The sequence below is a fragment of the Phenylobacterium sp. genome (genome assembly GCF_041919955.1).
In the GTDB taxonomy this organism is placed as follows: Bacteria; Pseudomonadota; Alphaproteobacteria; order Caulobacterales; family Caulobacteraceae; genus Phenylobacterium.
Genome location: NZ_JAYRSU010000001.1, coordinates 1 through 25,149 on the forward strand (window position 1 = coordinate 1; position 25,149 = coordinate 25,149).

General features: G+C 69.9%; 22 protein-coding genes. 9 read left to right on the forward strand and 13 right to left on the reverse strand.

Annotated elements, in window-relative coordinates; all coding sequences use genetic code 11:
* Positions 1 to 766: 766 nt before the first annotated feature.
* A complete protein-coding gene (gene cobS / locus ACE3T2_RS00005) occupies positions 767 to 1,771 on the reverse strand; it encodes a cobaltochelatase subunit CobS (protein ID WP_374653381.1) in 1,005 nt (334 codons plus the stop codon).
* Positions 1,772 to 1,998: 227 nt separating this feature from the next.
* Here cobS and ACE3T2_RS00010 point away from each other — a divergent pair, with 227 nt between their 5' ends.
* Positions 1,999 to 2,646: a glutathione S-transferase family protein gene (locus ACE3T2_RS00010; RefSeq protein ID WP_374653383.1), complete on the forward strand. Its 648-nt coding sequence runs from the start codon at positions 1,999 to 2,001 to the stop codon at positions 2,644 to 2,646.
* On the opposite strand, the gene ACE3T2_RS00015 is transcribed toward ACE3T2_RS00010, so the two are convergent.
* Entirely contained in the window at positions 2,643 to 3,641 is a 999-nt protein-coding gene (locus ACE3T2_RS00015) for an AraC family transcriptional regulator ligand-binding domain-containing protein (RefSeq protein ID WP_374653385.1), read from the reverse strand. The two genes, ACE3T2_RS00010 and ACE3T2_RS00015, sit on opposite strands and share 4 nt — an antisense overlap.
* Positions 3,642 to 3,718: 77 nt before the next feature.
* On the opposite strand from ACE3T2_RS00015, the gene ACE3T2_RS00020 reads away from it, so the two are divergent.
* Both ACE3T2_RS00020 and ACE3T2_RS00025 read left to right on the forward strand, forming a co-directional pair.
* Positions 3,719 to 4,621 carry a TauD/TfdA dioxygenase family protein gene (locus tag ACE3T2_RS00020; RefSeq protein ID WP_374653387.1) on the forward strand — a complete coding sequence of 301 codons (903 nt, stop codon included), beginning with the start codon at positions 3,719 to 3,721 and terminating at the stop codon, positions 4,619 to 4,621.
* A 221-nt stretch (positions 4,622 to 4,842) separates the two neighbouring features.
* On the forward strand, positions 4,843 to 5,352 hold the full coding sequence (locus tag ACE3T2_RS00025) for a DUF1993 family protein (RefSeq protein WP_374653389.1): 510 nt from the start codon (positions 4,843 to 4,845) through the stop codon (positions 5,350 to 5,352).
* 9 nt (positions 5,353 to 5,361) lie between these two features.
* On the opposite strand, the gene ACE3T2_RS00030 is transcribed toward ACE3T2_RS00025, so the two are convergent.
* From ACE3T2_RS00030 to ACE3T2_RS00050, 5 genes are all read right to left on the reverse strand, one after another.
* On the reverse strand, positions 5,362 to 7,074 hold the full coding sequence (locus ACE3T2_RS00030) for a hypothetical protein (protein WP_374653391.1): 1,713 nt from the start codon (positions 7,072 to 7,074) through the stop codon (positions 5,362 to 5,364).
* Positions 7,071 to 8,771: an Hsp70 family protein gene (locus ACE3T2_RS00035; protein ID WP_374653393.1), complete on the reverse strand. Its 1,701-nt coding sequence runs from the start codon at positions 8,769 to 8,771 to the stop codon at positions 7,071 to 7,073. The genes ACE3T2_RS00030 and ACE3T2_RS00035 overlap by 4 nt, the downstream gene beginning before the upstream one ends.
* Before the next feature lie 75 nt (positions 8,772 to 8,846).
* Positions 8,847 to 9,926: a flavodoxin family protein gene (locus ACE3T2_RS00040; RefSeq protein ID WP_374653395.1), complete on the reverse strand. Its 1,080-nt coding sequence runs from the start codon at positions 9,924 to 9,926 to the stop codon at positions 8,847 to 8,849.
* A 52-nt stretch (positions 9,927 to 9,978) separates the two neighbouring features.
* The gene (locus ACE3T2_RS00045; protein ID WP_374653397.1) at positions 9,979 to 11,778 is read right to left on the reverse strand and encodes an acyl-CoA dehydrogenase; all 1,800 of its coding nucleotides are present in this window, start codon (positions 11,776 to 11,778) and stop codon (positions 9,979 to 9,981) included.
* A 74-nt stretch (positions 11,779 to 11,852) separates the two neighbouring features.
* On the reverse strand, positions 11,853 to 13,994 hold the full coding sequence (locus tag ACE3T2_RS00050; RefSeq protein ID WP_374653399.1) for a TonB-dependent receptor plug domain-containing protein: 2,142 nt from the start codon (positions 13,992 to 13,994) through the stop codon (positions 11,853 to 11,855).
* 194 nt (positions 13,995 to 14,188) lie between these two features.
* On the opposite strand from ACE3T2_RS00050, the gene ACE3T2_RS00055 reads away from it, so the two are divergent.
* Positions 14,189 to 14,581 carry a GFA family protein gene (locus tag ACE3T2_RS00055; protein ID WP_374653401.1) on the forward strand — a complete coding sequence of 131 codons (393 nt, stop codon included), beginning with the start codon at positions 14,189 to 14,191 and terminating at the stop codon, positions 14,579 to 14,581.
* 9 nt (positions 14,582 to 14,590) lie between these two features.
* Here ACE3T2_RS00055 and ACE3T2_RS00060 read toward each other — a convergent pair whose 3' ends face one another.
* Positions 14,591 to 15,250, reverse strand: a complete 660-nt coding sequence (locus tag ACE3T2_RS00060; RefSeq protein ID WP_374653403.1) for a J domain-containing protein — start codon at positions 15,248 to 15,250, stop codon at positions 14,591 to 14,593.
* Positions 15,251 to 15,302: 52 nt separating this feature from the next.
* On the opposite strand from ACE3T2_RS00060, the gene ACE3T2_RS00065 reads away from it, so the two are divergent.
* The 4 genes from ACE3T2_RS00065 to ACE3T2_RS00080 all read left to right on the forward strand — a co-directional run bounded on the left by ACE3T2_RS00065 (position 15,303) and on the right by ACE3T2_RS00080 (position 19,368).
* Positions 15,303 to 15,578, forward strand: a complete 276-nt coding sequence (locus tag ACE3T2_RS00065; protein WP_374653405.1) for a BolA family protein — start codon at positions 15,303 to 15,305, stop codon at positions 15,576 to 15,578.
* A gap of 78 nt (positions 15,579 to 15,656) precedes the next feature.
* Positions 15,657 to 16,163, forward strand: coding sequence for a 2Fe-2S iron-sulfur cluster-binding protein (locus ACE3T2_RS00070; protein ID WP_374653407.1), 507 nt, complete (start codon positions 15,657 to 15,659; stop codon positions 16,161 to 16,163).
* Positions 16,160 to 17,107, forward strand: coding sequence for a xanthine dehydrogenase family protein subunit M (locus ACE3T2_RS00075; protein ID WP_374653409.1), 948 nt, complete (start codon positions 16,160 to 16,162; stop codon positions 17,105 to 17,107). Before ACE3T2_RS00070 ends, ACE3T2_RS00075 begins: the two co-directional genes overlap by 4 nt.
* Positions 17,104 to 19,368, forward strand: a complete 2,265-nt coding sequence (locus tag ACE3T2_RS00080; RefSeq protein WP_374653411.1) for a molybdopterin cofactor-binding domain-containing protein — start codon at positions 17,104 to 17,106, stop codon at positions 19,366 to 19,368. The genes ACE3T2_RS00075 and ACE3T2_RS00080 overlap by 4 nt, the downstream gene beginning before the upstream one ends.
* A gap of 103 nt (positions 19,369 to 19,471) precedes the next feature.
* Here the strand turns inward: ACE3T2_RS00080 and ACE3T2_RS00085 are convergent, their stop codons facing one another.
* The 5 genes from ACE3T2_RS00085 to ACE3T2_RS00105 form a co-directional block, all read right to left on the reverse strand.
* Positions 19,472 to 19,849: a response regulator gene (locus tag ACE3T2_RS00085; protein ID WP_374653413.1), complete on the reverse strand. Its 378-nt coding sequence runs from the start codon at positions 19,847 to 19,849 to the stop codon at positions 19,472 to 19,474.
* Positions 19,846 to 21,099: a sensor histidine kinase gene (locus tag ACE3T2_RS00090; RefSeq protein WP_374654033.1), complete on the reverse strand. Its 1,254-nt coding sequence runs from the start codon at positions 21,097 to 21,099 to the stop codon at positions 19,846 to 19,848. Before ACE3T2_RS00090 ends, ACE3T2_RS00085 begins: the two co-directional genes overlap by 4 nt.
* 95 nt (positions 21,100 to 21,194) lie before the next feature.
* On the reverse strand, positions 21,195 to 22,478 hold the full coding sequence (locus tag ACE3T2_RS00095) for an HlyC/CorC family transporter (RefSeq protein ID WP_374654035.1): 1,284 nt from the start codon (positions 22,476 to 22,478) through the stop codon (positions 21,195 to 21,197).
* A gap of 2 nt (positions 22,479 to 22,480) precedes the next feature.
* Positions 22,481 to 23,593 (reverse strand): 3-dehydroquinate synthase, encoded by a 1,113-nt coding sequence (gene aroB, locus ACE3T2_RS00100; RefSeq protein ID WP_374653415.1) that lies wholly within the window; start codon positions 23,591 to 23,593, stop codon positions 22,481 to 22,483.
* Complete coding sequence (locus tag ACE3T2_RS00105; protein WP_374653417.1) at positions 23,590 to 24,138, reverse strand: shikimate kinase; 549 nt, start codon at positions 24,136 to 24,138, stop codon at positions 23,590 to 23,592. Before ACE3T2_RS00105 ends, aroB begins: the two co-directional genes overlap by 4 nt.
* Before the next feature lie 71 nt (positions 24,139 to 24,209).
* Here ACE3T2_RS00105 and ACE3T2_RS00110 point away from each other — a divergent pair, with 71 nt between their 5' ends.
* Positions 24,210 to 25,124, forward strand: coding sequence for a site-specific tyrosine recombinase XerD (locus ACE3T2_RS00110; RefSeq protein ID WP_374653419.1), 915 nt, complete (start codon positions 24,210 to 24,212; stop codon positions 25,122 to 25,124).
* Positions 25,125 to 25,149: the final 25 nt, after the last annotated feature.

The following is a 25,149-nucleotide window of genomic DNA, read 5'->3' on the forward strand; positions in this document are numbered from 1 at the left end:
ACTCAGGAAGCAGCGCACCCTGGCGCCGATCCTCACCCTCGATGAAGCGCGCCATCCGCACCCCCGAAAGCCCATGTCCGAGGCTCAAAAGCTAAGCTGCTTCGACGTTTTCACACAGCCTCGGTGGTTAGCGGACATCACTCCTCCAGATTGGCGATCTGCACTCGGATGGGGACGACGCTGCCCCCCACCTTCGCCCCGGACGTCGACGTGAACACCCGCGCGGTCTGTGCCCTGATCGTCAGGCTTGGACCGGACCACTGTATGTTGAGGACGGGGCTCACCTTGTCGGCGACAAAGATTGGCTCGCCTTGGGGTTTCGCGCCATGCGGTACGATGTAGACCCAATCGACAAAGCCCGCGGTCGCGCCGGTCTTAGGCTGCGCATGCACCGCATCCAGCCGTCCGTCCGGGCTAGGTAGGCGGACGAGTACATCCGCGCGTGGCGAGCAAGACGTAAGTAACAAGCAGCCGAAAATCACCGGAGCGGGCACAAATTGGTGGGGCATGGTTACTAGCTTAGCCCCAGGTCCAGGTTCCACAAGCCGATGTTCTGATTGTCCGCAACGGGTCGGTTTCGGACGTTGAGGTTGGCCCTATGTTCGGACATCTTCGCCGACAAGTTGGAGGCGCGCCGCATGACGCGGTGCTGACCGCGCGAACCTTGGTCCTGGATATCGGCCGGACTTGGGCTGGCCGGACAATCCATTCACGCCGCGAGGGCCGGCGACTTGGCGCCGCCGGCGGTCCCGCCCGAGAGAAGGCCTCAGGCCACACGCACGCGGGCGGTGGATTCCGGGAGGTCCTGGCCGAAGGCGCGTTGGAAGAACTCGGCCACGGCGCCGCGCTCCAGCTCGTCGCACTTGTTGAGGAAGGTCAGGCGGAAGGCGAAGGCGATGTCGCCGCCGAAGATCTCGGCGTTCTGCGCCCAGGTGATCACGGTCCGCGGGCTCATGACCGTCGAGATGTCGCCGTTCATGAAGGCGTTGCGGGTCATGTCGGCCACCCGCACCATCGCGGCGATGGTGCGCTTGCCCTCGGCGGTGTCGTAGTGCGGCGCCTTGGCCAGCACGATGGCGGCTTCGACGTCGTGCGCCAGGTAGTTCAGCGTCGTGACGATCGACCAGCGGTCCATCTGGCCTTGGTTGATCTGCTGGGTGCCGTGATAGAGGCCGGTGGTGTCGCCCAGACCGATGGTGTTGGTCGTGGAGAACAGCCGGAAGAACGGGTTCGGGCGGATGACGCGGTTCTGGTCGAGCAGGGTCAGCTTGCCCTGGGCCTCCAGGATGCGCTGGATGACGAACATCACGTCGGGGCGGCCGGCGTCGTATTCGTCGAACACCAGGGCCACCGGGCGCTGGATCGACCAGGGCAGGATGCCCTCGCGGAATTCGGTGACCTGCTTGCCGTCCTTCAGGACGATGGCGTCCTTGCCGACCAGGTCGATGCGGCTGACGTGGCTGTCGAGGTTCACCCGGATCAGCGGCCAGTTGAGGCGCGCGGCGACCTGCTCGATGTGGGTCGACTTGCCAGTGCCGTGATAGCCCTGGACCATGACGCGGCGGTCGAAGGCGAAACCGGCGCAGATGGCCTTGGTGGTTTCGGGATCGAACCGGTAGGCGGGGTCGATGTCCGGCACGTGGGCGTCGCGCTCGGAAAAGGCCGGCACGGTCATGTCCACGTCGACGCCGAAGGTTTCGCGGACAGACACCTTCTTGTCCGGCACCAGGGCGATCAGCTTGTCTTCTTGCGTATTGGCGAAAGAGGTCATGGCGCGGTTCGATTACAAGGTTACGGGGGCGATGCAAACGGCTGTTTGCGCGTGACGTAGGGTCCGATTGAGGCCGGGGCGTGTGTTTAGCCGGATTTGCCCGGCGAGGGCAGACCAATTGCCGGTGAAAGCCGCAGACCGCCGGCGGCGGAGGAGGAAAAATCGCGGCGGGTGTCGGAGGCGCCGCGGCCCGTTCGTCCTTCGGCGGACACCGAGCGGAGGAAGACATGACCCCGACCATCACCGGCTTCGAAGCCTCGCCCGACCGCGGCATGGGCCTGGCCCGCGACATGCGCGTGCGCTGGGCGTTCGAGGAGGTCGGCCAGCCCTATGACGTGCGGCTGGTGTCGTTCAGCGCGATGAAGCAGGCGCCGCACATGGCGCTGCACCCGTTCGGGCAGATCCCGACCTATGAGGAAGGCGGCCTGGTGCTGTTCGAGTCCGGGGCCATCGTGCTGCGGATCGCCGAAACGCACGAGGGCCTCCTGCCGCAGGAGCCGCAGGCGCCGATGCGGGCGATCGGCTGGATGTTCGCCGCCCTCAACACGGTCGAACCGCCGATCAACGAGCGCTCGCTGGCCTTTGTGGTCGAGCGCGACGAGCCCTGGTACGCCGAGCGCCTGCCGATGCTGGACGGGCGCGTCCACGACCGGCTGGGCCAGCTCGCCACGCGGCTGGGCGACAGCGAATGGCTGGACGGCGAGTTCAGCGCCGGCGACCTGATGATGGTGACGGTGCTGCGCCGGATGGAGCCGACGGGTCTCTTGGAGCAGCATCCGACGATCCTGGCCTATATCGCCCGCGGCGTGGGCCGCCCGGCCTACCAGCGCGCGTTCGCCGCGCAACTGGCGGTGTTCGAGGCATCGAAGGCCTAGGCCGCATCGCGCCGCAGGTCGCGGGGGGCGCTGCCCCACCAGGCCTTAACCGCGCGGGAGAAAGCGCTTTCCTGCGAATAGCCGAGCCGGCGGGCGAGGTCGGGCAGGGGAAGCTGGGAGCGGGCCAGCAGCAGCATGGCCTCGGTCATCCGCGCCTCGTCGCGCAGGGCGGTGAAGCTGGCGCCGGCCTCGGTGAGGCGGCGCTGGAGGCTGCGGGTCGAGAGGCCGAGCTCGGCGGCGACGGCGACGACGTCGGGAACGAAGCCCTGCCGGCGGACCACGGCGCGGACCTCGTCGCAGAGGGCGTCGGCGCGGCGCTGGGCGTGCAGCAGGCCCTCGGCATAGGCCGCGTTCAGCTCCAGCAGGCGCGGATCGGCGCCGGGGATCGGCATGGCGAGGGCGCTGGTGGGGAAGACCAGACCGGCGTGCTCGGCGAAGGCGACGGGCAGGCCCAGGTAGTCCTCGTAGAGACGGGCCGGGGCGGCGCCCGCCGCCATCAGCACCACGCGGGAGGGTCGCGCCCCGGAGGCGAAGGCAGAGCGGCGGGCCGCCGTGGTGGCGAGGACGGACTCGACCTGCAGGCGGCTGACCTCGACCGGATCGGGGGCCGGGACGTAGGTCAGGTGCAGGCCTTCGTCGTCGCGGCGGACGCGGTAGCCGCCGCTGGCGCTGACCAGGGCCCCGTAGCGCACCAGCATCTCAAGCGCCTGGCCGAGGGTGGCGCTGTGGGCGGTGAGGATGGAGACCACGTTGCTGGCCTGCATCGGCAGGGCCGCGCCGACCTTGAAGCCCAGCAGAGGGTCGGGATCGAGCAGGGCCGCGCGCCGCCAGAGCCGCCGGGCGGCCGAGACGTCGACGCGGGAGGAGGCCGCCGCGCGACCGGCCTCGAAACCGCGCAGGCCGGCGGTGAGGGCAGCGCGGTCCAGCCCCTGGGCGACCAGGCCGTCGAGGGCCGCGTTCATCCAGCCGGTCATGATGGTCAGGGCGCCGCTCATGCCGCCACCTTAGCCGCGCGCCACGAACGGCCAAGCAATCTGGCGCGAAATGTCAAAAGAACGGCGCGCGGGATCAAATGCGTTTGCCTAGTCTGACCCTCAAGCCGGGACACGCGGCCGCGGAGGAGACGAGCATGGGCATCACGGTGACGCCGCAGGAGAGCGGTTTCGGGGCGCAGGTCACGGGCCTGGACCTGGCCGCGCCGCTGGCGGGCGCGGACCTGGCGGCGGTGAAGGACGCCTGGGCGCGGCACGCGGTGCTGGCCTTTCCCGACCAGCCGCTGAGCCTGGAGGCGCTGGAGGCCTTCACCCTGCAGATCGGGCCGTTCGGGATCGACCCGTTCATCAAGCCGATGCCGGGCCATCCCAACGTGCTGGAGCTGCGCCGCGAGGCCACGGAGACCGCGACCAATTTCGGGGCCGGATGGCACTCGGACTGGAGCTTCCAGGCGGAGCCGCCTGCCGCGACCCTGCTGCGCTCGGAGGTCACGCCGCCGGTCGGGGGCGACACCCTGTTCGCCGACTGCGCCCGGGCCTATGACGCGCTGTCGGACGCCATGAAGGCGGTGCTGGCGCCGTTGCGCGCCGTGCATTCGGCGAGCCGGGCGTATGGCACGCAAGGGGTGTTCGCCAAGGAGACCGCCAAGCGGACGATGGAGATCATCGTCTCGCCCGAGGCCGACAAGACCATCGCCCACCCGCTGGTGCGCACCCATCCGGTCACCGGCCGCAAGGCGCTCTATGTCAGCCCGGTCTACACGGTGGGGATCGAGGGCATGACGCTGAAGGAGAGCCACGCCATCCTCGGCTTCCTGTTCGCGCACATGACCCAGGACGAGTTCGTCTATCGCCACAAATGGGCGCAAGGGATGCTGCTGATGTGGGACAACCGCTGCACCGTGCACTACGCCGACGGCGGTTATGACGGCCACCTGCGGGTCATGCACCGCACGACCGTAGCGGGCGAGGCGGTGGTTTAGGCCCCAATCCCGATCATCCGGCGAAGGCCGGGACCCAGGTCGTAGGGATGTGCTTTGGACGTCTGAACCTCTGAGCTCGGTGGATGAATCTGGGTCCCGGCCTTCGCCGGGATGATCGGGGAGGAGGATTGGCCGGCCTTGCCCTGGCGCTGAACGGCGCAGCTTCCTAAGTGCGTCGCAAGCGGGCGGCGAAGGGCGGCCCGAGGGGAGGAGACCGCGCCGTGAGCGTCAACCTGTACACCTTCGTCGACATGTATTCGCGCCAGCTCGCCACGGCGGCGCACCTGCTGGACAAGGGGCTCGAGCGCGCCGCCGAGCTGGGCGTCGGCGAGGCCGAGATGCTGAGCTGGCGGCTGATCGAGGACATGAACCCGCTGAGCTTCCAGCTGGCGGTGGTGGCCAACTTCGCCCAGCAGTGGCCGGCGCGGGCGGCGGGGCTGGAACTGCCTGCCGAGGTCGCGCACGACCTGGACGCCGCCGGCCTGAAGGCGGCGATCGCGCAGGCCAAGGCCTATCTGGCGGGCCTGACCCCCGAGCAGTTCGCCGGGCGCGACGAGGTTCCGCTGACCTTCACCATCGGCGGCGACATGAAGCCGACCTTGCCGACCGGCCAGTGGCTGAGCGTGTTCGCCACCACCAACCTCTATTTCCACCTCTCGACGGCCTACGCGATCCTGCGCGCGCATGGGACGAAGATCGGCAAGGTTGATCTGTTCGCGGCCGGGCTGTAAGGGCCGGCGTCAGGCGGCGGCGAGTTCGGCGCGCCGCCTGTCGCGCTCGACCAGCATGCAGGCGACGATGGTGAAGCCGGCGCCGACCAGCAGCCAGAGACCGCAGGCGAGCAGCCAACCGAGGGTCTCGCTGAGCGCGATCATGAGCAGCAGCAGGATCAGCATCAGCCAGTAACGCGACTGCAGGCTGTCGGCGCCGAGCATCGGCGCGGCCGGCCGCAGGGCCAGGACCACGGCGACGGTCGCAGCGGCGGCCAAGGGCGCGGGCGCCGCGCCGCGCCAAGCCGCGAGCAGCACCAGCCCGGCGGCGAGCGTGGCCACCAACAGGCCGGCCAGGATCGCGGCGCGCACCCGCGGCGCGGCCTCTGCGAAGATCAGCTCGGTAGGATCGGCGCCGGCCAGGACCAGCGCCAGCGCCAGTCCGGCGGCCGCGAAGGCCAACGGCGCAGGGGCCGCAGCGGGGGCTGCAACCTGCAGGACCGCCCAGCAGCCGATCAGAGGCGCCTGAAGCCAGGCCATGTTGGAGAGCCAGTTTCGCCAGGAGCCCAGCCGGGCGATGTCGCCGGTCACCGCCGCCCAGACCGCCAGCAGGCAGCCGGCGACGACGACCGCGGCGACCGAGAAGGCGTTGTCAGGCGCCAGGCCCGACGCCAGCACCACCGCCAGGCCGGTCGGCAGCCAGCCGATCCGCCACCACCACGGGCTGCGCCATTTCCAGTCGTCGCGCCAACGGGCGCGGAGCACCGCCAGGCCGTAGCTGTAGGCGGCCGCGGCCAGCAGAGCGGCGCCGCAGCCGGCGGCGTGGACCACGGCGGCGGCCAACGGCTCGCCGAGCAGCAGGACAAGGAGCGCGGGCGCCAGCGGCGCCAGGACGGCGAACCAGCGGGCGGCCATGGACAGGCGCGGGCCTTGGAGCCGCTGCGCCCAGAAGGCCAGGCTCTGCGGATCGACGTCGCTTTGCAGGCCAGGCCGGATCCGCAGCACGGTGGCCAGCAATTGCGTCATGCGCGCCTCGAAGGCCGGCGACCAACGCTCGCGAAGCGGCGGGGTCGCCGCAGCCGGACGACGCAGGGCGGCGAAGGCGCGGTGGTGCGGGTTGGCTCGCCGCAGGAGATCGCCGCGCAGGGCGATGTCATCGGCGCGGGCCAGGACCGCGTCGGCCAGGCCGCCATCGCGCGGACGCAGCGTCTGGCTGTCCCATCCGAAGGCGCGGATCGCGTGGCCGACCAGAGGATCGGAATGCGGGGCGTGGTGCAGGATCAACCGCGCGATCCAATCCTGGGTGCTGGCCGCCGTGTCGATCTCGTCCATCGCGGGCGAGGCGAGCAGGTCGGCGAAGGCCGCTTCGACGCGCGCGGGATCTGCGGGCTGTTCGGCGGCGACGAGTTCGCCCAGGCGCGCGACGCGGCGATGATGCTCGGCCTGGACGTCGGGGAGGCCGGGCTCGGGGCCGGCGGAAAGCTGCGCCTCCACAGGCTGGCCCAGGCCGGATTCGACGTCCTCGGCCTCGATGGCGTCGGAGGCCTCGGCGGCTTCCATGGCGGCCATGGCCTCGGCGTGGTCGAGCCACGCCAGGGCGTGCTCATAAGCCTCGCGCAGCTGCATGAAGCCGTCGGGGTCGTCTTCCGGATGGGTCGCGCGCAGCCGCCGGGCGTAGGCGCGGCGGATCGCATTGCGGTCCTGCGTCGCCTCGAGGCCGAGCACGTTCCAGACGTCGCTCACAGGTAGGTCTCGCCTTCGAGCTCGTCCAGCGCAGCGAGCAGCTCGCGGCGGGCGGAGTCGGCGTGGCGCGGGTCCTGGCGCTCCAGGGCGGCCTCGAACCGAAGAATGAGCTGGGCGACATAGGCGCGCCGCTCGCCGAGGAACGCTTCGAAGCAGCGTTCGGCCCGGGCCATGGCCGCGCGGTTGGCGTCCTCGTCGCGCGGATGGACCTTCAGAGCGGCCAGGGCGGCGCGGCGGTCGTCGAGGTCAGGGGCCGGGCCGTCCTCCTCGTCGACGATGACGAGCTGGCGGCGTTGGCCGCTCTGGGGCACGAAGAGGTCGACCTCGATCAGGCCGTTGACGTCGTAGCTGAAGCGGCACTCGATCGCGATCTCGCCCGCCCGGCCAGGCGGCACAGGGACGGAGACCTTGCCCAGGCGGATATTGTCGGCCACCAGCCGCGCCTCGCCCTGGTAGACCCCGAACTCGACCAGTTTCTGGCCGGTCTGGGCGGTGGAGAAGACCTTCATGCGGCTGGCCGGCACCACGGTGTTCCGCTCGATCACCGGCGAGAAGACGCCGCTGCGCAGGACGCCGTTCGGCCCCATCTCCACGACGTCGACGCCGAGGGAGTAGGGGCAGACGTCGGTCATGACGACGTCCTTCAGGGCCGCATGCCGCGCCTTGAGGGCGGCCTGCACGGCCGCGCCCGCGACCACCGCCAGGTCCGGGTCGATGCTGTTGGCCGGGAAGCGGCCGAACATCCGGGTCACCGCCTTGCGCACCACCGGCATCCGCGTGGCGCCCCCGACCAGCAGGATTTCCTTGAGGTCGCCGGCCTGGATGTCGCCGTCGCGCAGCGCACGCTGCACCGGCTCGCGCAGCCGGGTCAGCAGCGAGGCCACCGCCGCCTCGTAGGCGTCGGTGGAGATGGAGGTCGACCAAGCCTGGTCGCGCCAAGTGACCGCGAGCTCGGCTTCACCCTGGCCGGTCAGGGCGCGGCGGGCGCGCTCGGCGGCTTCGCGCAGGCGGGCCAGCAGCGTCTCGTCGGCTTCCGGGCGGCCCCATTCGGGCGGCAGCCGCTCGCGGACCAGATCGATCAGGGCGGCGTTGAAGTCTTCGCCACCCAGCCGGTTGTCGCCGGTCGAGGCGCGAACCTCGATCACCCCCTCGAAGATCTCCAGCACCGAGACGTCGAAGGTGCCGCCGCCCAGGTCGAAGACCAGGAAGCGGGTCTCGTCCGCCAGCTCGTGGATGCCGTAGGCGAGGGCGGCGGCCGTCGGCTCGTTCAGCAGCCGCTCGACCTTCAGCCCGGCCAGCTCGCCGGCACGGCGGGTGGCCTTGCGCTGCTTGTCGTTGAAATAGGCCGGAACGGTGATGACCGCCTCGCGCACCGGCTCGCCCAGATAGGCCTCGGCGTCGGCCTTGAGCCTGGCGAGAACGAGGGCCGAGAGCTCCTCGGGCAGATAGTCCTTGCCGCCCAGTCGGGTCTGGCGGGACGCGCCCATATAGCGCTTGAAGGCCGAGGCCGTCAGGTGCGGATGGGTGGCCTGGCGCTCGCGCGCCGCCAGGCCGACCAGCAGGGCGCCGTCGTCGTCGAGGCCGACGGCGGACGGGGTGAGCATGGCACCGAGGCTGTTGGGAATGAACTCGACCTTGCCTTCGCGCCAGACCGCGACCGCGCTGTTGGTCGTGCCAAGGTCAATACCGACAATCACGCGCCGCCCCTTACTTTCGCTAGGGTAGAGCTTAGCCGGGCGGCGCGTGGCGGGGAAGGCGCGCCCGGCCTGGCCCTACTTCTGCCGCGCCGGCTTCAGGCGGCGTCCGGCCATCAGCAGCTTGCCGGCGTGACGAGCCCTGGCGGCCTCGACAAGGGTGCGGGCGGCGTTGCGGACTTCCTCCTGGATCGCGGTGTCGGCGTCGAGAGCCTCGTGACTGGTCGCGTAGGGCTCCCAATAGCCGATGTAGCGGTCGAGCTCGGCGTTCACGCCGGCGGGGGCGAGGTCCATGAAGCGCAGCCAGTCCGAGAGGCTGCGGCGGACGTTCTCTGCGCCCTCCACGTCGCCGTGGACGACGACGGAGAACACCCGGCCCTCCAGGTGCTTGGGATAGGGCCAGCCCTTCAGCTCCTCGGCCTTGGCCTTCTTCGCATCCTTGCCGTGGGTGAGGGTGGGGTCGGGATTGCCGCCGTCGGCGCAGACCAGGCGGTCGATCATCAGCTTGAGCGGCGAGGAGGTCTGGTACCAGTTCACCGGGGTGACGATCATGATCCCGTGGGCCTGGACCCACATCGGGTAGATCTCGTTCATCCAGTCGTGGACCTGGCCCAGGCCGTAGTTCGGGTAGCAGGAGCATGGCCAGTGACAGAGGGCCGGGGCGGTCGAGAAGCAGGCCTTGCAGGGGTGAATCTCGCGGCCGTACTCCGACGCAAGGCGCGAGAGGTCCAGGACCTCGACCTCCAGTCCCTCGGCGGTCATCTCGCCGTGGGCGATCTCGCACAGGCGCCAGGACTTGGACATCTCGCCCGGACAGGTGTGCTCGCTGCGCGAGGAGCCGTTGATCAGCAGGATGCGGCAGGGGCCGGCCTTGTCGTCGTGGCGGGCCTGGGCGGCGGCGATGGCCTCCTTGGCCGCGATCCAGTCCAGCGACAGGTCGTAGTCGGGATCGGCGTAGCCGGGCCCGGCCTTGCGGGTGCGCGGGGCCTTGCGGCCGGCGCTGTAGGCTTCCCACGCCACGCGAACGATCTTCTCCAGCTCGACGGCGAGCGGCTCGAAGCCCGGGTCGGCGAAGGCCGAGAGGTAGCGGGCGCGGAACTGCGTCTCGTCGAGCTGCGGACTGGGCATGCCCTTGCGCGGGTCGGGAACGGCGGTCATGGGCGCCTCCTTGCCGGAGGGCGAACGTAGGGCGCGGGCTGGAGTTCCGGTCCTAGAACCCCTCGTCCGGGATCGCCAGTACGCTGTCCGAGCCGGTCGCGGCCAGGTCGAGCCAGAGGGCGATGCGGGGAACTTCCTGCTCGAAGAAGAAACGGCAGGCGGCGACCTTGCCGGCGAGGAAGGCGTCGTCGCCCAGGGCTTCGGCGGCTGGGGTCCTGGCGGCCGTCGCCATGTCGAGCCAGAGCCAGGCGACGACGGCGTGTCCGAAGGCGCGCAGGGCGCTTGTGGCGCCGGACAGGGCCTTGGGCGAGAGCGGGGTCTCGATGGTCCCGGCGAAGGCGTCCAGCCGGTCGAACGCGGCGCGCAGGGCGGCGGCGCAAGGAGCGAGGTCAGGATGGGCCTGCGCCTTTGCGGCGGTCGCTTCCATCCGCGTGCGGAGTTCGGCCAAAGCGGCCGGGTCGCGGGCCAGCTTGCGGCCGACCAGGTCGATCCCCTGGACGCCGGTCGTGCCCTCGTGGATCGGGTTCAGGCGGTTGTCGCGGTAGATCTGCTCGACGTCGAAGTCGCGGGTGTAGCCGTAGCCGCCGTGGATCTGGATGGCGAGGTCGTTGGCGGCCAGGCCCATCTCGGACGGCCAGGTCTTGGCGGCGGGGGTCAGGAGGTCGAGCAGGCGCCGCGCGGTCTCGCGGGCCGTGGGCTCGCCGGTCTGCTCCTCGTCCAGCAGGCGGGCGCAATAGAGGCTGAGGGCGATGGCGCCTTCGGCATAAGCCTTCTGGGCCAACAGCATGGCGCGCACGTCCGGGTGACCGATGATCGGGGCCGGCGCGCTGGCGCCGCCGGGTCGGCCCTGCAGGCGTTCCTGGGCGTAGGCCAGCGACTGGCGGTAGCCGCGATAGGCGAGCATGGCCGCGCCGAGGCCGACATTGATGCGGGCCTCGTTCATCATCTGAAACATCTGAGCCAGGCCCTGGCCGACCTCGCCGACCAGGTAGCCGATCGCGCCGGAGCGGCCGCCCGGCGTGTGCGCGCCGTCGCCGAAGGCCAGAACGGTGTTGGGAATGCCGCGATAGCCCATCTTGTGATTGAGGCCGGTGACGACGACATCGTTGCGCGAGCCGTCCGCCAGAACCTTGGGCGCGATGAAGAGCGAGATGCCCTTCACCCCCGGCAGGGGTTTGCCGTCCGGTCCCGGGGTCTTGGCCAGCACCAGGTGGACGATGTTCCCGGTGATGTCGTGGTCGGCGCCTGAGATCCACATCTTGCCGCCGCGCAGGCGGTAGCGGGCGCCCAGCGCGTCTTCGCCGTCCGGCTGGGCCAGGGTGGAAATGTCGGCGAGCGAGGAGCCGGCCTGCGGTTCGGAGAGGCACATGGTGCCGAGCGCCGCGCCCTCGATCTGCGGCCGGGCGAAGGCCTCGACCTGGGCCGGCGAGCCGAAGGTGGCGATCAGACGCGCATTGGCCATGGTCAGCATCGGGAAGGCCGAGGCCGAGATGTTGGCGGCCATGAAGCAGGCCATGGAGGCGGTGGCCGCGACGATGGGCGCCTGGAGGCCGCCCAGATCGGCGTCGAAGCTTCCGGCCGTCAGACCCGCGGCGGCGTAGGCGCGGACCGCGTCGGCGATCTCGGGGATGACGTGGACGCCGTCATTGTCGAGCCAGGGCTCGCGCTGGTCGGCGGGCTTGTAGGCCGGGACGAAAGCGTCGGCGGCCAGGTCCTCGCTGAGGTCGAGCACGGCGGCCAGGGTCTCGCGCGAATGCTCGGCGAACCGCTCGCGCCCCAGCAGGTCCTCGATCTTCAGCCAGTCGAACAGCAGGAAGTCGAGATCGCGCCGGTTCAGGTGGTAGCTGCTCATGGCCTTCGCCTCCCTCAGGTCGAGGGGCGTCTAGCAGACGGCCTATGACTTGCAAATTGAAACTTATTTGCAGCCTAGAACCGTCCCGAGATCAGGAAGCCATAGGTGCGGGAGCCTTCGGGGCCGCCGAGCCCCTCGCGCACCTCGTAGCGTTGCACGGCGCCTGAGGCCCGGTCGCCGACGTAGAAGGTGCGGGTGCGGTCCTCCGAGGAGACGAGGACGTTGTTGGCGTAGAGGCGAATGGTCACCGGCTTGACCGCGGTCGTCTCGAAGAAGACATCGAGGCGCGGGGTCTTGCGCACGTAGTGGAACGCCTCGGCGCGGCGGTATTCGTTCCGCCCGGCCCACTGGACGAGGGTCGCGCCCCATGCCGAGGCGATGTTCGGCAGGTTGTCGCGGAAATTCACCAGATAGGCCCAGTCCTTGGCGCCGCCGTTCAAGGTCGCCGAGCCGGAAGGCGTGCCCTGGCGCTCGGCGGGGACCGAGAACGAGCGGTCCTCGCCGGTGATCGGATCGGTGACACGGGTCTGCTGGTAGAGGCCGCTGAAACGCAGCTCTGCGTTGGGGCGGCCAACGAAGCCGAGCGGGGTGGAGCCGCGCACCTCGACGCCCATGCGCGTACCGTCGCCGATGTTGCCGTAGGCGTCGAAGCCGCCGATGTCGACGAGGTCGTGAACGTCCTGCACGCGGTCGGCGAATACGGCCAGCGTCAGGGCCGTACGGCTGGCCAGGCGGGTTTCCCACTCCAGCCGCGCCTTCCAGGCTGTCTCGGGCACGAGGTCGGGATTGCCCTGGATGGCCGAGGCGTTGAAGAAGTCGACCGCGCTGCTGAACTCGGCGAAGTCGAGCTGCGCGACGTCGCGCAGCAGGCTGAAGCGCAAGGTGTTTCGCGGGCTGGCCACATAGGTCGCCGAGACGCGCGGCTTCAGATAGTGGAGCTTGCGTTCCTGCTGCTGGTCGCCGGTCTGGGTGATCCTGGAGAACTCGAAATTGAGGCCCGCCTCAAGGGTTAGGGCCGGGCTCGCCTGCCAGGAATCCGAGGCGAACACCTCGCCGCGGACCTCCTCCACCCGGGCGTTGGCCACTGGCAGGGACGCGCGGACCGGCGGGCCGCCGGGAGCCTGGCTGACGATGTCGAGCGTAGTGTCGCGGAAATTGAATGCGCCTTCCGCGCCGAACTCCAGGGCATGGCCGGGAAGGGCGCTCCACTTGACCTGGGCGCGCGCGATGCGTTCGCCGCTGCGGGTGGTCCTGGCCTGGGTGCGCAGCAGGTCGCTGGCCGGGGCTGTATGGATCCAATAGCGGTCGGTCTGGTCGACGCTGGCGTCGGAGATCAGGCCGATCAGCTTGAGCGACAGGACCGGCGAGAAGCGATGTTCCCAGTCGCCGCCGATCTCGGTGGTGAAATTGTTGTCGTACTGGGTCTCGCCTTCGACATGGGCGCGCAAGGCGCCGGTCACGGCCGATTCGTACTGGGCGTTGACGCCGGAGTTCCAGACAGGAACGTACTGAACGTTGAGGTTGACTGTATCCAGGGGCGTGGCCCGCCAGTTGAGGTGAGCCGAACCTTGCAGGCTCATGTTGCGCGCCTGGCCGTACTGATAGCGGAAGCCCTGGACGACGTCGGCGCCCGAGATCAGCACTTCACGGTTCACGCTGCGGCCCAGGGTGTTGGGCGCCTGGATGTCCACCGCCAGGTCTGCGTTGGCGGACAAGGCGAAGGAGCGAGACGCCTGGAACGCCCAGCCTATGCGGTTGGAGTATTGGATATAGCGCAGGCCCGTCGCAATGGTCGTCGCCCCGCCCTTCAGCGCCGAGGGGGCGACCACGACATTGACGATCTGGGACTGACCGCGGATGTCCGATCCGGCGTCGGCGCCCGACAGCAGCTCGATCCGCACCACGGCGCCGGCCGGGATGCGCTTGAGGATCTCCGAGGGCGCGGTCTTGGAACTCGGCCGCTCGCCGTTGATCAGGAGGTTGCCGGAACTGGCGGCGAAGCCACGCCGTTCGGCGCCGTCCTGCAGGTCGAAGCCCGGCACGCGGGCCACGATATCCGCCGCCGTCGTCGGATTGTACTGGCTGAAGAAGCCTGCCGGGAAGCTCGTCGGCGCCCCCGACGCGGGCTCGGCGCTCCAGGCGAGAGATGGAAGTCCAAGCGCCAGACACCAGGCCGCAAACAACCCGATCCGCCCCGCGGCGCCGCAACGCTTCATGGTCCCCCGACTTTCCTCGACGCGCGAGTCTGTTTTCCGAACTTATTGAGGGCCAGGGTCTGAGGGTCAATCTTGGAATGGGTATGGAGGCGGCCGGCGCGGGCCCAGCGGATCGTCGCGCGGGCTTGCCGCATGCTGACAGTCGGCTGGCAGGAGGGCGGCGGCAGATTGGGCGCTCAAGGATGGAGGCGACAATGATCCGGGGAAGCTGCAACTGCGGGGCGGTGAGATTCGAGCTGGCCACGCCGCCGACCATGATGGGGACGTGTCACTGCTCGCGCTGCCGCAAGGCCGGGGCCGGGACGTTCGTGATCGTCAAGCGCGAGGCCCTCTCCTGGGTGCAGGGACGCGAGGAGGTGGCGTGCTGGGAGCCGCAGCCGCCGTTCAAATACGCCCGCTGCTTCTGCCGCCTGTGCGGGACGGGGCTGGGGGAGATCGCCTCGGAGGCCGACAGCTTCCCGATCGCCGCCCACTGCCTGGACGACGACCCGCAGGTGCGCAACCGCTTCCACGAATGGGTGTCGGTCAAGCCGGCCTGGTACGAGATCTGCGACGCGGCCAAGCAGTTTCCGGAAGATCCGGGATGACGCGCCGTCTCAGGCCAACTTGGATTTCTTCAGGAGCTGGTAGGCCTTGATGACGCGCTGGAGCTTGTGCTCGGCCGAGCGGTCGCCGCCGTTGGAATCAGGGTGGGTGCGCTTGACCAGCTCGATGTAGCGGGCGCGGATGGCCGGGCCGTCGGCGTCCTCGTCCAGATCGAGGTCGGCCAGGGCGTTGCGTTCCAGCTTGCCGAGCTTGCGGCCGCTGCTCGCCGCTTCGGCCTTGTGCTGGGGCCGGGCGCCGGCGCCGAACAGGTTGAAGGGGTCGGCATAGCCCTGGCCCTTGCCGAAGCCGTGGGCTGCGGCGGCGGCCTCGCGCGAGAACTTGCTGGCCTTGAATTGCCAGGTCGGGCGTTCGCCCGTGGCGCTCTGAGCCTGGCGCTGGCGAATCTCCCCCTCGCTCATGCCGGCGAAGAAGTTCCACTGCTTGTTATATTCGGCCGCGTGCGGCTGGCAGAACCAGTAGTGCTCGTTCAGCAAGTCGCGCGACTTGGGCGCGCGCGCCGTCGCCGCCACCCGGCAGCCCGGGTGATCGCAAGCCCGTTCCCCAGGCTTGAGCGTAAAGACGTCGTCGTTGCGGGCGGCCTCTTCCTCGGAGGAGGGCGGACGCACCCGGATATCGACGAATTTAGGCTTGTATTGAAACGCGCCGGCCATGGGCCAAGTATGAGGCTCCCGAAGTCCCTTTCAAGAATTGAACATCGATCCGATGGGCGCCATATTTGAGGCCATCCACCAAAAGCTCACCGAAGCGTTCGCACCCAGCCGGCTGGAGATCGAGGACGACTCCTCGCGTCACGCCGGCCATGCCGGCGCAACCCCGGGGGGCGAAAGTCATTTCAACGTGCTGATCGAGTCCGCGGCGTTCGCCGGAGCGTCCAAGGTGGTGCGCCAGCGGCTGGTCTACAAGGCTCTTTCGGCGGAACTGGCCGGGCCGGTGCACGCTCTGTCGCTCAAGGCGCTGGCGCCTGGCGAACAGACCTAGCTAAACTTCACGCGTCCCGAGGCGCGTGGGACTGTAAGACAAAAGTATGTGAGCGCTCACATCTGGGGAGGTGTGCCGATGCGGACGACGATCACGGTCAACGGGGAGGGGCGGACGCTGGATGTCGATCCGCGCACGACCCTTTTGGACGCCCTGCGCGAGCACCTGGGGCTCACCGGCTCGAAGAAGGGTTGCGACCACGGCCAGTGCGGCGCCTGCACGGTGCTGGTGAACGGGGCGCGGATCAATTCCTGCCTGTCGCTGCTGGCCATGCACGACGGCGACCAGGTGACGACGATCGAAGGGCTGGGAACGCCAGGCGACCTTCACCCGGTGCAGCAGGCGTTCCTGAGCCACGACGCTTTCCAGTGCGGCTACTGCACGCCCGGGCAGATCTGCTCGACGGTGGGAATGCTGCAGGAGGCGGCCGACGACTGGGCCAGCAAGGAGACCGCGGACCTGACGGCGCGCGTCAGCCTGACCGATGCGGAGATCCGCGAGCGCATGAGCGGGAACATCTGCCGCTGCTCGGCCTATCCTCAGATCCTGGCGGCGATCCGCGACCTGGCCGGAGACGGCGCATGAAGCCCTTCACCTATGAGCGGGCGCAGGACGCCCAGGCGGCGGTCAAGGCGGTGGCCGACAATCCCGGCGCGCGGTTCCTGGCCGGCGGCACCAACCTGCTCGACCTGATGAAGCTGGAGATCGAGACGCCGACCCACCTGGTCGACGTCGGGCGCCTGCCGTTCGCCGGGGTCGAGGAGATGGCCGGCGGCGGCCTGAAGATCGGCGGCGCCATGACCAATTCGAAGCTCGCCAATCATCCCGCCGTGCGCGAGCGCTATCCGGTGCTGGCGCGGGCGATCCTGTCGGGCGCTTCCGGCCAGCTGCGCAACAAGGCGACCAACGCCGGCAACCTGCTGCAACGGACGCGGTGCGGCTATTTCTACGACACGGCCAAGCCCTGCAACAAGCGCGAGCCGGGATCGGGCTGCGCGGCCATCGGCGCGCCGGGCGGCTATGGGGCCATCTTCGGCGCCAGCCCGGCCTGCATCGCCACCCACACCTCGGACATGGCGGTGGCGCTGGTGGCGCTCGACGCCAGCGTCGAGACCATGACGCCCGACGGCGCGACCCGGGCGATCAAGGTCGAGGACCTGCACCGCCTGCCCGGCGAGACGCCCCAGGTGGAGACCCATCTGGCGGCCGGCGAGCTGATCACCGCCATCACCCTGCCGCCGCCCCCGCCGGGCGGCCAGGCCTATGCAAAGGTGCGCGACCGGGCTTCATACGCCCATGGCTTGGCCATGGTGGCGGTGGCCGGGAACCGCGTGGCGTTGGGCGCGGTGGCGGCCAAGCCCTGGCGGGCAAGCGCCGCCGAGACGGCGCTGGAGGGCGGTGGATCGCCGGACGAGGCGGCGCAGGCGCAGATCGCCACGGCCCAGGCCGAGGACCGCCTGACCCATAAGCTGACCCTGGTGCGCCGCCTGACCGCGGCGACCATCGAAGACGCGCGGAGGACCTCATGAGCTCGGTTCACGACTGGGCCGCGCCCAATCCGGTGACGGAGAACCGTGGCGGGCTGATCGGCAAGGGCGTCGACCGCTACGAAGGGCCGCTGAAGGTCACCGGGACCGCGCCCTACGCCTATGACACGGCCGCGCCCTCGGCCCCGGCCATCGGGGTGATGGCCACGGCGGCCATTCCGCGCGGACGGATCGTCTCGGTCGACACCTCCGCGGCCGAGGCCGCGCCGGGGGTGCTGCTGGTCTGGACGCACAAGACCGTCCCGGCCCAGGCGCCGCGCGGCACGCGGGCCAATCCGCGCAGCCAGCGGGCCTCGAACCCGGCCCTGGCCAGTGACCAGGTCGAATATTACGGCCAGCCGGTCGGCTTCGTGGTGGCCGACACCTTCGAAAACGCGCGGGCGGCCGCCGAGCTGATCGTCTTCGACTATGCGGCCGAGCCGGCGGTGGTCGATTTCAAGGCCAGTTTCGGCCTGGCCGAGCCGCCGCCTAACGAAGAGGACATGCGGGTCGGCGACTTCGAAGGCGCCTACGCCAAGGCGCCGGTGACGGTCGACGAGACCTATTTCAGCCCGATCCAGAACCATGTGCAGATGGAGCCCTGCGCCACCGTGGCGTGGTGGGAGGGCGACAAGGTCACGGTCCACACCTCGATCCAGATGGTGAAGGGCGGCCAGCACGCCCTGGCCGAGACCCTGGCCATCCCGTCCGAGCATGTGATGCTGTCGACGCGCTATATCGGCGGCGGCTTTGGGGGCAAGGGCCAAGCCTATGAGGACCTGGTGCTGGCGGCGCTGGGCGCGCGGGCGCTGGGGCGGCCGGTCAAGGTGACCTACACCCGCCAGCAGATGTTCCACGGCACCATCCACCGCCCCGCGGTGGAGATGCGGGTGCGGCTGGGGGCGCAGGCGGACGGACGGCTGGACGCCTTCGCGGTCGAGGCGACCACGCACTGCGCGCGCCATGCGACCTTCACCGAGCATGCGGCCAACTTCTCGCGCAGCCTCTATGCGGCGCCCAACCGGCTGACCGGGCACCGCCTGGTGAAGATGGACCTGCCGCACGCCGGGCCGATGCGTGCGCCGGGCGAGGCCCCGGGCATGCTCAGCCTGGAATGCGCCATGGACGAGCTGGCTGAAAAGCTGGGGATCGACCCCATCGAGCTGCGAATCCGCAACGAGCCGGACGTCGATCCCGAGACCGGCAAGCCGTTCTCGGTGCGCCAGCTGGTGCGCTGCATGACCGAGGGCGCGCAGCGTTTCGGCTGGGAGCGCCGCAATCCGGTCCCCGGCCAGGTGCGCGACGGCCGCTGGATGGTCGGCATGGGCATGGCCGCGGCGATCCGGGGCAATTTCCTGCTGCCGGCCAAGGCGGGAATCCGCATCGACGCCAGCGGCCTGGTGACCGTGCGCCAGGGCATGACCGACATCGGCACCGGCACCTATACGATCCTGGCCCAGATCGCGGCCGAGACCATGGGGACGCGGCTGGAGGACGTGCGGGTCGAACTGGGCGACAGCGACATGCCGCCGGCCCCCGGCTCGGGGGGGCAGTTCGGGGCGGCCACGGCCGGATCGGCGGCCTTCCAGACGGCGATGAACCTGCGTGCGGCCCTGACCGAGCTGGCGGTGGGCGACCCGCGCTCGCCGCTCTACGGCGGGCCGGCGGAGTTCGTGACCTTCGAGAACGGCAACATCGCCATCGAGAACCGCAGCGAAAGCCTGGCCGCGCTGGTGGCCCGCGCGGCGCCGGAGGGGGTCTATGTCGAGGGCTCGATCACGCCCGCGGCGGACGCGCGCGACTATTCCCAACACACCTACGGCGCCCATTTCGCGGAGGTTGGGGTCGACCAGGTGGCCGGCGAGGTGCGGCTACGGCGGATGTTCGGGGTGTTCGCGGCGGGCCGCATCCTCAACGCCAAGACCGCCAAGAGCCAGATCACCGGCGGCATGATCTGGGGCGTCGGCACGGCCCTGACCGAGGTCAACGCCGTCGATCCGCGGTTCGGATCGTTCGTCGCGCAGGATATGGCCGAGTACCTCGTGCCTGTGCACGCCGACATCGCCAATCTCGACTCGATGTTCCTCGAAGAGGCCGACGACAAGGCCAATCCGATGGGCATCAAGGGGGTGGGCGAACTGGGCATAGCCGGCGCCGGGGCGGCGGTGGCCAACGCCATCTACAACGCCTGCGGCGTACGGCTGCGCGACTATCCCATGACCCCGGACAAGGTGCTCGGCGGACTGTTGGCGAAGGGGCTTTAAGGGGCCATCTCGCGGTGTCATCCCGGTTTGCGAAGCAAGACCGGGACGACACCGGCCGAGGACCGGCCGTGTTAGGCCATCAACCTTGCCCGGAGGGGAAGCCCTAGCCCGCCTTCAGACGCAGTTCGCCGAGGATGCGGGCGAGGTCGCCTTCGCGGAAGGGCTTCTGGAGGACGGGCGAGCCCTTGTCGGCGTCGCGCAGGCCCGCATCGCCATAGCCGGTCGCGAAGGCGAAGGGGGCGCCCTTCTCGCGCAGCAGGTCGGCGAGCGGGAAGATCGGCTGGCCGCCGAGGTTCACGTCCAGCACCGCGCAGTCGAGCTCGGCGCTGTTGGCCAGCTCAATGGCCTCGTCGAGGCGGGAGGCGGGGCCGACCACCTTGCATCCGAGGTCTTCGAGCATGTCCTCGATGAGCATCGAGACCATCATCTCGTCCTCGACGACGAGCACGCGCAGGCCGGCGAGATCGATGGTTCCGCTCATTCAGAAGGCTCCAGACCCCGCAAGGGCAACTCCATTCGGCAGGACAATCCTGCTGGATCATAGTCCAGGCGGACCCGCCCGGCGAGTTCGCCGGTGAGGCCGCGTTCGAGAAGACGGCTGCCGAAACCCTTGCGGGCAGGCTGGGAGACCGCAGGCCCCCCGGATTCCACCCATTCGATGACCAGCCGTCTGTCGTCTTCCCGACCGATCAGGTGAAGTCGCAGCGCGACGTGCCCCTCCGGCGCGGAAAGCGCGCCATATTTCAGAGCGTTGGTGGCCAGCTCGTGAACGGCCATGCCTAACGCCACCGCGGCCTTGGGCTTGAGCTTCACGTCGACCTCGCCCTCGAGCGTGAAACGCGAGCCGCCGCCGGCTCGGCCGCCGCCGTGCGGGCGCAGCTCGGCGGCCAGGATGTCGAGCAGGCTGGCGCCTTCCCAGTTCTGGGCGGTCAGCAGGTTGTGGGTCTGGGACAGCGCCATCAGCCGGGCCTCGAAGGCGCGGCGGAAGGTGACGACGTCGTCGGCGTTCTGCAGGCTCTGGCGGGCGATCGACTGCACCGAGGCCAGCGTGTTCTTCACGCGGTGGTTCAGCTCGTTCAGCAGCAGGCGCTGGCGTTCCTCCGCGGCGCGGCGCTCGGCCACTTCGGCGCGGGCGGCCTTGTGCAGGCGCACGTTGTCGATGGCGACGGCGGCCTGGGCGCCGACCCCGGCCATCAGGTGCTCCAGCCGCTCGGTGAAGCGGGCCGGCTCCGGGTGCCCGAAGAAGAGGCCGCCCAGCACCTCGCCCGAGCGCGAGACCACCGGCACGGCCAGATAGCTGCGCACCGGCAGGTGGCCCTTGGGCATGCCGTGATAGGGCGCGTTCCGGCCATAGCGCGGGTCGGCGGTGATGTCGTCGGAGCGGATGATGCCAGTCCCGTCGAAGGTGGGGGCGAAGACCGCGGTCTTGCGCAGCATGGGGAAATGCTCGAAGGCCGAACGTGGCGCGCCCGAGAGCGTGTAGAGGGTCAGGCGGTCGCCCGTGGCGTCCTCGACCGTGAAGTAGAAGAAGGCTCCGAAGGCCGCGCCGGTCAGCTCCACCCCGCCGTCGACGACGGTCTGGACCACCTGCTCCAGGTCGCCCCCGGCCCCGATGGCCGCGGCGATGCGATTGAGGGCGTCGGCGCGAACCGTCTCTTCGGCCAGCGCCTGACGCGCGCTCGCCAGTTCCGCCGCCAACGTCGCAACGTCGGCTAATGGAGCGTCTGACATCGCCACGATTTCGCACGCTCCCCCAGGTTGGCATGCATGTCTTGTCCAACCGAAGGTCGATTTTTTACTTTGGTCAAGAGGAGACGTCTTCCGAACTAGTCTTGATCGGCCTGTTGACGGGGCGAAACCCGTAGCGCGGTGATCTGGTTGCGCTCGCGCCGGACGATCTGGAAGCGGTGTCCGTGGAAGGTCCAGGTCTGGCCGACCTTGGGGATGGTCTGGGCCTCGTGGATGACCAGACCCGCCACGGTGACGGCGTCGTCGTCGGGCAGGTCCCAGTCCAGGGCACGGTTGAGGTCACGGATGGCGACCCAGCCATCGACCACCACCGAGCCGTCGGTCTGACGGCGCACGCCTTCCAGGGCGCTGTCGTGCTCGTCCTCGATCTCGCCGACGATCTCCTCGAGGATGTCCTCGAGGGTGATCAGGCCCTGCAGGGCGCCGTACTCGTCGACCACAAGGGCGAAGTGGACCTGGCGCTTCAGGAAGCCGGCCAGCTGGTCCTTGAGCGAGGTCGTCTCGGGGATGAACCAGGGCTCGCGGGCGAGAGCCGGGATGTCGAGACCGTCCAGCTTGCCGCCGGCGCGCGCCAGGGCGGCGAGAACGTCCTTTGCGTGCAGCACGCCCACGACGTTCTCCGGATCGTCGCGGTAGAGCGGCACGCGGCTGTGGCCGGTCTCCAGCAGTTCGTCGAGCAGGTCCTGGGCCGGCTGGTCGGCGTCGATCATCGAGATCGAGCGGCGGTGGACCATGACCTGGGTCACGTCCATCTCGGACAGGTCCAGCACCCCGCCCAGCATGTGGCGGTCGCGCGCCTCCACCAGGCCCTCGGCGTGGTGGTATTCGACCGCGCCGCGGATCTCCTCGTGGGCGGCCAGGACGTCGGTCTCCATCGAGAGGTTGATCCCGAACGGCCGCAGGGTCTGGCGCACGATCCACTGGGCGCCGTTGGCGAGCGGGCCGAAGATCTTCACCACCCACCAGGTCGGGATCGACAGGGCGCGGGCGACGTCGTCGGCGCGGGCGATGGCCAGCGTCTTGGGCAGAATTTCGCTGAACACGACGATCAGCACGGTCATGACGCCAGTGGCCAGCAGCGCGCCGACCGGGCCGGGGAAGGCCGCCGACAGGGTCATGGTGGTCAGGGCCGAGGCCCCGATGTTGATGACGTTGTTCGAGAGCAGGATGGCCCCGATCATCTTCTCCTGATCGGCCATCATGCGGTTGATGCGGCGCGCGGCGCGGTCGCCCTCGCGCTCCAGCTGGTGCATGCGCGCACGGCTGGCGGCGGTCATCGAGGTCTCTGCGGCCGAGATCAGGCCCGAGAGGCTGAGCAGGGCGACCAGCGCGGGCGCCAGGCCCGCGAGGACGGCCAGGATGCTCAAGGCAGCGCCCCCTCGGCGACCAGGAAGTCGCGCACCGCCCGGGCGTTCACGTCCTTGGCGACGAAGGCCTCACCCAGCGCGCGGGCGAGCACGAAGGTCAGCCTGCCGCCCTCGGCCTTCTTGTCCTGGCCCATGTGGCGGACGAGGGCGTCGGCGGGAAAGGCGCCGGAGGCGACTTGCGACAGGCGGGTCGGCAGGCCGGCGGCGGCGATGGCGGCCTCGGCGCGCTCGGCGTCCTGGCCCGGGCACAATCCTTGCGCGGCCGAGAAGCGGAAGGCGATGGCGCTGCCGGCGGCGACGGCCTCGCCGTGCAGCAGGGCTTCGCCGTAGCCGGTCTCGGATTCCAGGGCGTGGCCGAAGGTGTGGCCGAGGTTGAGCAGCGCGCGGCGGCCGGCCTCCTTCTCGTCCTCGGCGACGATCTCGGCCTTCATCTCGACCGAGCGGGCGACGGCGTAGGCCAAGGCGTCCGGATCGCGGGCGAGGACGGCCGCGCCGTTGGCCTCCAGCCACTCGAAGAAGGCGAAGTCGCCCAGCAGGCCGTACTTGATCACCTCGGCGTAGCCGGCGCGCATCTCGCGGTCGGGCAGGGTGGCCAGCACGTCTAAGTCGGCCAGCACCAGGCGCGGCTGGTGAAAGGCGCCGATCAGGTTCTTGCCCTGAGGGGTGTCGATGGCGGTCTTGCCGCCGACCGAGGAGTCGACCTGGGCCAGCAGGGTCGTGGGGATCTGGATGAAGTCGATCCCGCGCTTGTAGATCGCCGCCGCGAAGCCGGCGAGGTCGCCGACCACCCCGCCGCCGAAGGCGATGACCAGGTCGCCGCGGTCGAGGTTCAGCGACAGGAGGCGGTCGGAAACCTGCGACAGCCCCTCCCAGCTCTTGGTCTGCTCGCCGGGCGGCACGACGATGGCCTGGCTTTCGATCCCGGCGGCGGCCAGGGCGGCGGTCAGCCGCTGCCCATGCAGGCCCCAGACGGTCTCGTCGCTGACGATGGCGGTGCGGCCGCGCTTCAGAAACGGGGCGCAGAGGGTTCCGGCGGCGTCCAGCAGGCCGTGGCCGACCACCACGTCATAGGCGCGATCGCCCAGGCCGACGGGGAGGGTGCGGTTCATTGCGGCGGGTCCTGCAGGTGGGCGGAAAGGGCGCGGAGAATCTGGTCGACCGCGACGTGATGGGCGGTGTCGCCGGTCTCCACCACCAGGTCGGCCTGGCCGTAGACCGGATAGCGCTTCTCGGCGAGCTCGGTCAGCACGGTCATCGGGTCCTTGCCCGAGACCAGGGGGCGGGTGTCCTTGCGCGAGACGCGGCGGGCGAGGATGTCGAGATCGGCCTTCAGCCAGACCGAGACGGCCTTTTCCTTGATGAGGCGGCGGGTCTCGTCGTTCATGAAGGCGCCGCCGCCGGTGGCCAGCACATGCGGCGGGTCATCCAGCAGGCGGGCGATCACGCGGCGCTCGCCTTCCCGGAAGGCCGGCTCGCCCATCTCGGCGAAGATTTCGGGGATCGTGCGGCCGGCGGCCGCCTCGATCTCATGGTCGGCGTCCTTGAACGGCAGGTCGAGGGCGTTGGCCAGTCGGCGGCCGACGCTCGACTTGCCAACCCCCATGAGGCCCACGAGGGCGATGGTGCGGGCGCGCAGCGGTGTGTAACGGTCCATGAACGGCGCAGGTCTTACACGAGCAGGACCGCTCGCGCCAACTTCGCGCGGCGGCAGGCGGGAACGGGGCGATGGGAAGCAGCGCAGGCTGGATCGAAGCCTTCCTGGAAATGATGGCCGGCGAGCGAGCCAGCGCGCGCAACACCCTGACCGCCTATGGCAAGGACCTGGCCGACGCCGACGCCTTCCTGAAGCACCGCGGGCGCGACCTGGCGGCGGCCAGCGCCGAAGACGTGGAGGCCTATTTCGCCGCCCTCAGCGACCGTGGCGCCTCGCCAGCGACGGCGGCGCGGCGGCGTTCCTCCGTGCGTCAGTTCTACCGTTTCGTACTGGGCGAGGGCTGGCGGAGCGATGATCCCTCGCGCCGGGTGGACGCGCCTAAGAAGGGCCGGCCGCTGCCCAAGGTGCTGAGCCGGGCCGAGGTCGACGCGATCATCGCCGCGGCGGGCGCGCGGGACGGCGGGCAGGGGCTGCGGCTGGCCTGCATGATCGAGCTGGCCTACGCCTCTGGCCTGCGGATCTCGGAACTGACGGCCCTGCCGCTGGCGGCGCTCGCACGCGACCCGGCCTATCTGATCGTCAAGGGCAAGGGCGGCAAGGAACGGCTGGCCCCGCTGAACGAGGCGGCGCGGGCGGCGGTGCGGACATACCTCGCCGTACGCAAAGACTTCCTCCCGAAAGGCGACGCGGCCAATCCCTGGCTCTTTCCCTCTCGCGGCAAGGGCGGACGGCTGACGCCCCGCAGGTTCGCCCAGCTGCTGGACGAGGCGGCGGCGGAGGCCGGCATCGATCCGGCGCGGGTCAGCCCGCATGTGCTGCGCCATGCCTTCGCGACCCACCTGCTGGAGGGCGGGGCGGACCTGCGCATCGTGCAGAAGCTGCTCGGCCACGCCGACATCGCCACCACCCAGATCTACACCCACGTCGCGGGCGAGCGACTGCGCGAGGTGGTCGAGACGAAGCATCCGCTGGGGCGGAAAGGATAGCGGGAACGAGATGCTCCCCCGCTGG